Genomic DNA, 6,998 nt, shown 5'->3' with positions numbered 1-6,998 from the left:
TCTCGGTGCGCGCGAACTCGTTTCAGTCACCGAACCAGCACAGGCCGGTTCTCAGGTACAGGGTGGATCTCATGTCTAGGGCCATAACGGCACCCGTCCGCGGACGCGCCAAACGCAAGGCGACTCGTCCGGTGGTGCGAAGAGAGTCGATCGCCACCGCTCGACTGATTCCGAAACGGGGCACCGCAACCCCGATAGAACTGCAGTACCCACACAAGACAGCACTGGAGAACAACCGATGAGCCCAGTCCGCAAGAACACCAACGGACGGATCCTGTTCGTGGGATCCGGGCCGGGTGACCCGGCTCTGCTCACGGTCCGGGCACGGGAAGTGCTCGGAGCGGCCGAGCTCGCGTTCACCGACCCCGACGTCGACAAGGGTGTCACCGCCCTCGTCGGTGCCGACGTTCCGCGTGACCCGGAGACGGGTGAGAACGGTGTCGAGGTTCGTCCGGCACTCGGCGAACCGGCCGAGGTCGCCAAAACCCTTCTCGCCGAGGCCAAGAACGGCCACGACGTGGTTCGCCTGGTCTCTGGTGATCCGCTCACGACCGACTCTGTGATCGCCGAGGTCAGCGCCGTCGCTCGCACGCACGTGCCGTTCGAGGTGCTCCCCGGCCTGCCGTCGGGATCGGCCGTCCCCAGCTACGCAGGCATGGCACTCGGCTCGGGTCACACCGAGGCCGACGTCCGCGGCGAGGTCGACTGGGCAGCACTCGCAGCTGCTCCGGGCCCGCTCGTACTGCACGCCACGTCGGGTCACCTGGCCGAAACCGCCAGTGCCCTCGTCGAACACGGCCTCGCGCCGCAGACGCCCGCGGCCATCACCGTCCGCGGCACCACCCGTCAGCAGCGCACCGTCGAGGCCACCCTCGCCACCCTCAACGACGCCGGATCCGAGCTCGTCGGATCACTCGTCGTCACCGTGGGCAAGGTCGTCTCGGGCCGAAACAAGATGTCCTGGTGGGAATCTCGCGCCCTGTACGGCTGGACCGTGCTGGTGCCGCGTACCAAGGATCAGGCCGGGGAGATGAGCGATCGCCTCGTCACCCACGGAGCCATCCCCATCGAGGTCCCGACCATCGCCGTCGAGCCCCCGCGCAGCCCGGCCCAGATGGAACGCTCCGTCAAGGGCCTGGTCGACGGCCGCTACCAGTGGGTCGTCTTCACCTCCACCAACGCCGTGCGCGCCGTGTGGGAGAAGTTCGAGGAGTTCGGTCTGGACGCTCGCGCGTTCTCCGGCGTCAAGATCGCCTGTGTCGGTGAGGCAACCGCGGCGAAGGTGCGCTCGTTCGGCATCAACCCCGAGCTCGTGCCCTCCGGTGAGCAGAGCTCGCTCGGACTGCTCGAGGACTTCCCGCCGTACGACGAGGTCTTCGACCCGGTCAACCGAGTTCTGTTGCCCCGCGCCGACATCGCCACCGAGACTCTCGCCGAGGGCCTGCGCGAACGGGGCTGGGAGATCGACGACGTCACCGCCTACCGCACCGTCCGGGCAGCACCGCCCCCCGCCGAGACCCGCGAGATGATCAAGACCGGCGGCTTCGACGCAGTGTGCTTCACGTCGAGTTCCACCGTCCGGAACCTGGTCGGCATCGCCGGAAAGCCACACGCCCGCACGCTCGTTGCGTGCATCGGACCCAAGACCGCCGAGACGGCCGTCGAATTCGGTCTGCGCGTGGACGTGCAGCCCGAGTCGGCTCAGGTCGGACCGTTGGTCGAGGCACTCGCCGAGCACGCGGCTCGCCTGCGCGCCGAGGGTGCGTTGCCCCCGCCGCGAAAGAAGTCACGTCGGCGCTAGGTCCCACCAGAAGAGCCGAATAGCACCCGGTCCGTAAGGAGTTCGCTTGTTCCCCACCGACCGTCCCCGACGCCTGCGCCGTACCCCGGCACTGCGTCGACTCGTGGCCGAGACCTCGCTCGAGCCACGGCATGTGGTGCTGCCGATGTTCGTGGCCGACGGCATCGGTGAGCCTCGGGCGATCAGCTCGATGCCCGGGGTGTATCAGCACACGCTGGATTCGCTGAGCGCTGCAGCCGAAGAGGCCGTCGCGGCCGGCGTCGGTGGCGTCATGCTGTTCGGGGTGCCGAGGCCCGAGGACAAGGACGAGACCGGCTCGGGTGCAACCGACCCGGACGGGATTCTCAATCGGGGTCTGGCGCGGCTGAAGGCCGACCTCGGGGACTCGACCGTCATTATGGCCGACACCTGCCTGGACGAGTTCACCTCCCACGGGCACTGCGGAGTCCTGGGGGAGAACGGTTCGATCGACAACGACGCCACCCTGCTGCGGTACGTCGACATGGCCGTCGCGCAGGCGGAGTCCGGTGCGCACCTGCTCGGACCCAGCGGAATGATGGACGGGCAGGTCGGTGCCATCCGCGCCGGACTCGACGCAGCCGGACACGTCGAGGTCGGTCAGCTGGCGTATTCGGCGAAATACGCTTCGGCGTTCTACGGCCCGTTCCGTGAAGCAGTGGGGTCCTCGCTGCAGGGCGATCGCCGCACGTACCAGCAGGACGCGGCCAACCGTCGTGAGGCCACCCACGAAGTAGAGCTCGATCTCGCCGAGGGCGCCGACATGGTGATGGTCAAGCCGGCCATGTCGTATCTCGATATTCTTCGCGACGTCGCCGAGATGTCACCGGTTCCGGTTGCGGCGTACCAGATCTCCGGGGAATATGCCATGATCACCGCCGCCGCTCAGAACGGGTGGATCGACCGCGACGCAGCGGTACTGGAATCGCTCGTCGGCATCCGGCGCGCCGGTGCCGATGTCGTACTGACCTATTGGGCTACCGAAGTGGCGGGCTGGTTGTGAACGAATATCCTCCGAAAAACAACCCGGACGGCAACCCCGACAGCAACACCCCGGGTAACCCACCGCCGCAGCCGGATTGGCAGCGCTGGGAGATGGAGCACGGGTTCCCGCAGCCAGGACCGGAGCTGGAGCCGACCCCGCGTCCGGCCCCCGTCGACGTCGAGACCGCTCGCCACCTGTGGTGGGGAGTGGCGCTGATCGGAGCGCTCTCGGCACTGTTCTCGGTGTGGACGCTGTTCGGGGCGCGCGAGGAATTTGCGCAGTCCTTGCTCGACGACCTCGCAGCGCAGGACGCGGCCGCCGACATGACGGTGGAGTCCACGCAGTCGATGGTGACGGTGATGCTCGTCGTCACGGTGTTCGTCGTACTGGGATTCGGGGCCTTGTTCCTGTTCTGGGTGAAGCGAATGCGAGCGGGCAAGATGTGGGCGCGCATGCTGCTCACCGTCATCGGATCGTTCACAGTGTTCACCACAATCCTGGAACTGTTCTCCATCGCGTCGAGCGCGGGCGCGATGAACATCGTGATGAGTGTGCTCGGCATCGGCCAGGGAGTGCTGGCCGCCGGGGCGATCTACCTGATGCACCGTCGGGAATCCAACGAATACTTCGTCGCCGCTTCGGGACAGCGGTAGTTTTCAGAACTCGATAGTTTCGGGCGTGTTCGCGGCCCCCACCCCGCTGTGTGACTAGCATCACTCTCGATATCTTCTCGAGTGATCGGAATCGACATGGCAGACAACAACCCTGCAGCAGCGAGCATGGCGCAGCCGACCGCAGTACCGGCCGTCGACCGCGAGGCCTGTCCCGCCGAGAGCGGACGCCCCGGCTGGGCACTGCTCGGACTCTTGCTCGCCGTCTCGGCTGCCATCGCCATCATGGCGCTGGGGATTTCTGCAGGCTGAGCATCGCGTCGGCGCAGAATCTCTGCCGGCCGAACGCACAGCTCACCGGCGGTGGCAGGATGTCTGGCGTGAGCGCAGACACCGACGCACCGATCGCCCGGCCCCGAGTTGTTTCCGCCGCCTACTGGCTGTGGTTGGCCTCGGCCGTGCTGCTGATCGTCGTGTGCATGATCGCCCTGACGCTCCCCGCCGACCAGATCCGTGCGTCGTTCACCACCGGCGGTGCGACGGACGAGCAGATCGATTCCTTCCTGACGGTGTTCCGCGGACTCGGGGTCATCTTCGGAGTGGTCGGCTTGGCCGTCGGTCTGATGTCGGGCCCCGTCCGCGCCGGAGACCGCAGGTTCCGACGCGCCCTGGTGGCACTGTCCGGAGCCGTGGCGCTGCTGCTGACTTTCGCCGCGCTGGTGTTTCCGTTCGTGCTGCTGGTGATCACCGTTGCGCTGGTGGTCGCAGCCGTTCTGGTCTATCGGCCGTCGGCGCGGGAGTGGTTCGTCCGTGAGCAGTGAGATGAACAGCGAGATGAACAGTGACATGAACAGCGAGACTCCCATCGACGAGCTCGTGCTCGTCCACGAGCCCGGTGGTCGGTGGCGCATGCTGGCGTGGGGGCCGGTGTTCTGCCTGGTGGTACTCGCAGTCGAACTCGCATCGGGACCGGTGATCCACTGGTTCGCACTCGCACTGTTCTCGTTGATCCTCGTCGGTCTCACGTACGTCCAGCTGCGCGCCGCGCGGATGCACGTGAGCGTCGAACTCACCACGCGTCGGCTGCGGCAGGGGACCGAGACCGTCGATCTGGACGAGATCGACGACATCCTGCCGCCGGCGGAGTACGCCGACGGTGACTACGAGCCGAAGAAGTGGGAGACCGCGCGGGTACTCGGGGAGCTGTCGGGTGTGCCGCGCAAGCGTCACGGCATCGGGCTGCGGCTGGTGGGCGGTGGGCTGGTGCAGGCCTGGGCGAAGGACGACGACGGGCTGCGTGCGGCTCTGGAAACGGCGAAGCGGGAGTACCTGTGAGGAAGTCCCTCGGGTGGGCGGAGCTGGGGCTGGCTCTGCTCGCGGTGATCGGAGCTGTGGCGTGCTGGAATGCGGGCGTGCGCACCACCGAGTTTCCCGCGGTTGCCGACGTGTCCCCGGCATATTCGGGGACGTTCTACTCGGGGTCCTGGATCGCGCTGGCCGCTCTGGTCGTCACGGTGGCCGCACTGTTGATGGTCGACGGCGTCCGTCGGGTCCTCTCGGGACGTGCACCCCATACCGGGTAGGGGTATGGTGGGCGTTATGAGCAGCTACAGCGCCGAGCAGGACGATCTGCTGAAGCGATTGCGCCGAATCGAGGGCCAAGTGGCCGGCATTTCGCGAATGGTCGCAGACGACCGCTATTGCATCGATGTCCTCACCCAGGTGTCTGCGGTGACCAAGGCGCTGCAGTCGGTCTCGTTGAAGCTGCTCGACGCCCACCTCGCAGGATGCGTCGTGGAGGCCGCGAAACACGGCGGACCCGAGGCGGACGCGAAAGTGAAAGAGGCCTCGGAGGCCATCGCGCGCCTGGTTCGTTCCTGACGGAAGAGGGGAAATTCAGATGCAGACGACATATTCGGTCGAGGGCATGACGTGCGGGCATTGCGCCGCGTCGGTGAGAGAAGAAGTATCGGAGATCGCAGGAGTCACCGGCGTCGACGTCGATGTGGATTCCGGGGCAGTCGTGGTGAGCAGCGATTCGGCGCTCGATGACGCGACGGTGGACGCAGCGGTCGTCGAAGCCGGGTATCGACTGGTGTCCTGACTCGACTGCGATCCGTCGGTGGTTCGGAAGTCGCAAAAACGGTGATACCGGAGAAATGGGACTTACCGAACATCGTCAGGAGAGCTCGTGAAGAAACCGGTCACCGGCGCAGCGGTCATCGCCATGAGTGTGGCCTTGCTAGCGGCCTGCTCGACGGACACCACCGAACAGGGCAGTAGTGCAGGGCCGACCGAGTCGTCCGCGACCTCGTCGTCGCAGGGCTCCGATTCCGACTCTGCTCCCTCCCCGGCCGCGCCTGCCGGGCCGCTGCCGAACCTGTCGGTCACCACCGTGCTCGACGGCCTCGACAAGCCTTGGGACGTGGTGGTTGCTCCCGATGGCACGGTGCTGACCGGAGAGCGCTCCGGTCGGTTCGTCATCCGCGATTCCGCAGGAGTCCAGCGTGAACTGAACGCGGACCTCGGTGATCTCTACGCCGCCGGTGAGACCGGGCTCATGGGTATCGCACTGGCGGTGGATTTCGAGTCCTCTCGAACCGTGTTCACCTGCCAGGGGCGCGAGGGTAGCGGCGAGAACGGCATTGCCGTCGTGTCGTGGACCGTCGATCCGCAGTGGACTGCCCTGACGAGAACCGGCACTGTCGTCGACGACATTCCGGTCGCCGACGGCGGGCGGCACGGAGGCTGCCGAATCTTGGCCCACCCCGACGGCACTCTGTACATCGGCACCGGCGACAACGCGAACCCGACTTTTCCTCAGGATCGGAACTCGCTGGGCGGCAAGGTGTTACACGTCAACGCCGATGGCACCGCCGCAGCCGACGCGCCGGATCGCATCTTCACTCTCGGTCACCGCAATGTGCAGGGACTGGCGATCCGTCCCGGCACCGATCAGATCTTCGAGGTCGAGCAGGGGACGAGCCGGGACGACGAGCTGAACCTGTTGGTGCCGGGCGGAAACTACGGCTACAGCCCCGATCGACGCCCGTCGGTCTACGACGAATCGGTCCCCATGACCGATCCCGATCGGGTTCCCGGTGCCCTGCCTGCAGTGTGGAGTTCGGGTGATCCGACCATCGCCACCCCCGACGTCACGTTCACCGACGGTGAGCAGTGGGGCTCCTGGAACGGTGCCGCGGTGATCTCGAGTCAGCAGGGGCAGAAGCTCGTCTTCCTGGCCTTGTCGGAGGACGGAACCGAGTACGTCGCCGAGGCGGAGGCACTGGACGGCACCTACGGCAGGTTGCGTTCGCTCACCCCCTTCGGAAGCGACGGCGGCTTCCTGCTCACCACCGACAACGGATCCGACGATCAGGTACTGCTCGTCACGCCCGAGGTCGACTGAACCACGGGCAACGAATTGCGTCGTGAGTCGGCGAGCATCCCCTCGACTGTGTTTAAAATCATGTGATATCGGTCATATCGGACCGGTCGCGGATCGTCGTCAGGAGTGTGGATGAACAAGCTGGTGTCCAGTTCCGGAGTACTCGCCGCCAGCGTCTTCCTGACGCTCGCGGCT

The 6,998-nt window shown here is 66.3% G+C and carries 11 protein-coding genes; all 11 read left to right on the top strand.

Translation table 11 applies throughout. From position 1 onward, the window contains the following. The first annotated feature begins 71 nt into the window (after positions 1-71). On the top strand, positions 72-242 hold the full coding sequence (locus tag A2J02_RS27555; protein WP_156516050.1) for a hypothetical protein: 171 nt from the start codon (positions 72-74) through the stop codon (positions 240-242). After that, positions 239-1,801, top strand: a complete 1,563-nt coding sequence (locus tag A2J02_RS02745; protein WP_068046447.1) for a uroporphyrinogen-III synthase — start codon at positions 239-241, stop codon at positions 1,799-1,801. The genes A2J02_RS27555 and A2J02_RS02745 overlap by 4 nt, the downstream gene beginning before the upstream one ends. 46 nt (positions 1,802-1,847) lie before the next feature. Then, positions 1,848-2,822: a porphobilinogen synthase gene (hemB, locus tag A2J02_RS02740; RefSeq protein ID WP_068046444.1), complete on the top strand. Its 975-nt coding sequence runs from the start codon at positions 1,848-1,850 to the stop codon at positions 2,820-2,822. Then, positions 2,819-3,457 carry a hypothetical protein gene (locus A2J02_RS02735; protein WP_082898608.1) on the top strand — a complete coding sequence of 213 codons (639 nt, stop codon included), beginning with the start codon at positions 2,819-2,821 and terminating at the stop codon, positions 3,455-3,457. Before hemB ends, A2J02_RS02735 begins: the two co-directional genes overlap by 4 nt. A 96-nt stretch (positions 3,458-3,553) precedes the next feature. Next, positions 3,554-3,727, top strand: coding sequence for a hypothetical protein (locus A2J02_RS02730; protein WP_156516049.1), 174 nt, complete (start codon positions 3,554-3,556; stop codon positions 3,725-3,727). 68 nt (positions 3,728-3,795) lie between these two features. Next, a complete protein-coding gene (locus A2J02_RS02725; protein WP_082898607.1) occupies positions 3,796-4,236 on the top strand; it encodes a hypothetical protein in 441 nt (146 codons plus the stop codon). A gap of 25 nt (positions 4,237-4,261) precedes the next feature. Then, positions 4,262-4,750 carry a hypothetical protein gene (locus A2J02_RS02720; RefSeq protein ID WP_068046453.1) on the top strand — a complete coding sequence of 163 codons (489 nt, stop codon included), beginning with the start codon at positions 4,262-4,264 and terminating at the stop codon, positions 4,748-4,750. Continuing rightward, a complete protein-coding gene (locus A2J02_RS02715; protein WP_068046434.1) occupies positions 4,747-4,998 on the top strand; it encodes a hypothetical protein in 252 nt (83 codons plus the stop codon). The genes A2J02_RS02720 and A2J02_RS02715 overlap by 4 nt, the downstream gene beginning before the upstream one ends. A 16-nt stretch (positions 4,999-5,014) precedes the next feature. Continuing rightward, positions 5,015-5,296: a metal-sensitive transcriptional regulator gene (locus A2J02_RS02710; RefSeq protein ID WP_032393890.1), complete on the top strand. Its 282-nt coding sequence runs from the start codon at positions 5,015-5,017 to the stop codon at positions 5,294-5,296. A 19-nt stretch (positions 5,297-5,315) separates the two neighbouring features. Continuing rightward, a complete protein-coding gene (locus A2J02_RS02705; protein WP_068046431.1) occupies positions 5,316-5,519 on the top strand; it encodes a heavy-metal-associated domain-containing protein in 204 nt (67 codons plus the stop codon). Positions 5,520-5,606: 87 nt separating this feature from the next. Next, on the top strand, positions 5,607-6,824 hold the full coding sequence (locus A2J02_RS02700) for a PQQ-dependent sugar dehydrogenase (RefSeq protein ID WP_231893702.1): 1,218 nt from the start codon (positions 5,607-5,609) through the stop codon (positions 6,822-6,824). Positions 6,825-6,998 lie beyond the last annotated feature (174 nt).

Origin of the sequence: Rhodococcus sp. EPR-147, assembly GCF_001647185.1 — a bacterium.
Classification (GTDB): Bacteria; Actinomycetota; Actinomycetes; order Mycobacteriales; family Mycobacteriaceae; genus Rhodococcoides.
The sequence above is the reverse complement of the archived record's forward strand: the minus strand, read 5'-3'. Positions and strand labels throughout refer to the sequence as shown.

What these genes read in the sequence shown, in the direction of transcription:
- A2J02_RS02745 (WP_068046447.1), top strand. Translation starts at nt 239, where the DNA reads ATGAGCCCAGTCCGCAAGAACACCAACGGACGGATCCTGTTCGTGGGA.
- A2J02_RS02710 (WP_032393890.1), top strand. Translation starts at nt 5,015, where the DNA reads ATGAGCAGCTACAGCGCCGAGCAGGACGATCTGCTGAAGCGATTGCGC.
- A2J02_RS02720 (WP_068046453.1), top strand. Translation starts at nt 4,262, where the DNA reads ATGAACAGCGAGACTCCCATCGACGAGCTCGTGCTCGTCCACGAGCCC.
- A2J02_RS02705 (WP_068046431.1), top strand. Translation starts at nt 5,316, where the DNA reads ATGCAGACGACATATTCGGTCGAGGGCATGACGTGCGGGCATTGCGCC.
- A2J02_RS02730 (WP_156516049.1), top strand. Translation starts at nt 3,554, where the DNA reads ATGGCAGACAACAACCCTGCAGCAGCGAGCATGGCGCAGCCGACCGCA.
- A2J02_RS27555 (WP_156516050.1), top strand. Translation starts at nt 72, where the DNA reads ATGTCTAGGGCCATAACGGCACCCGTCCGCGGACGCGCCAAACGCAAG.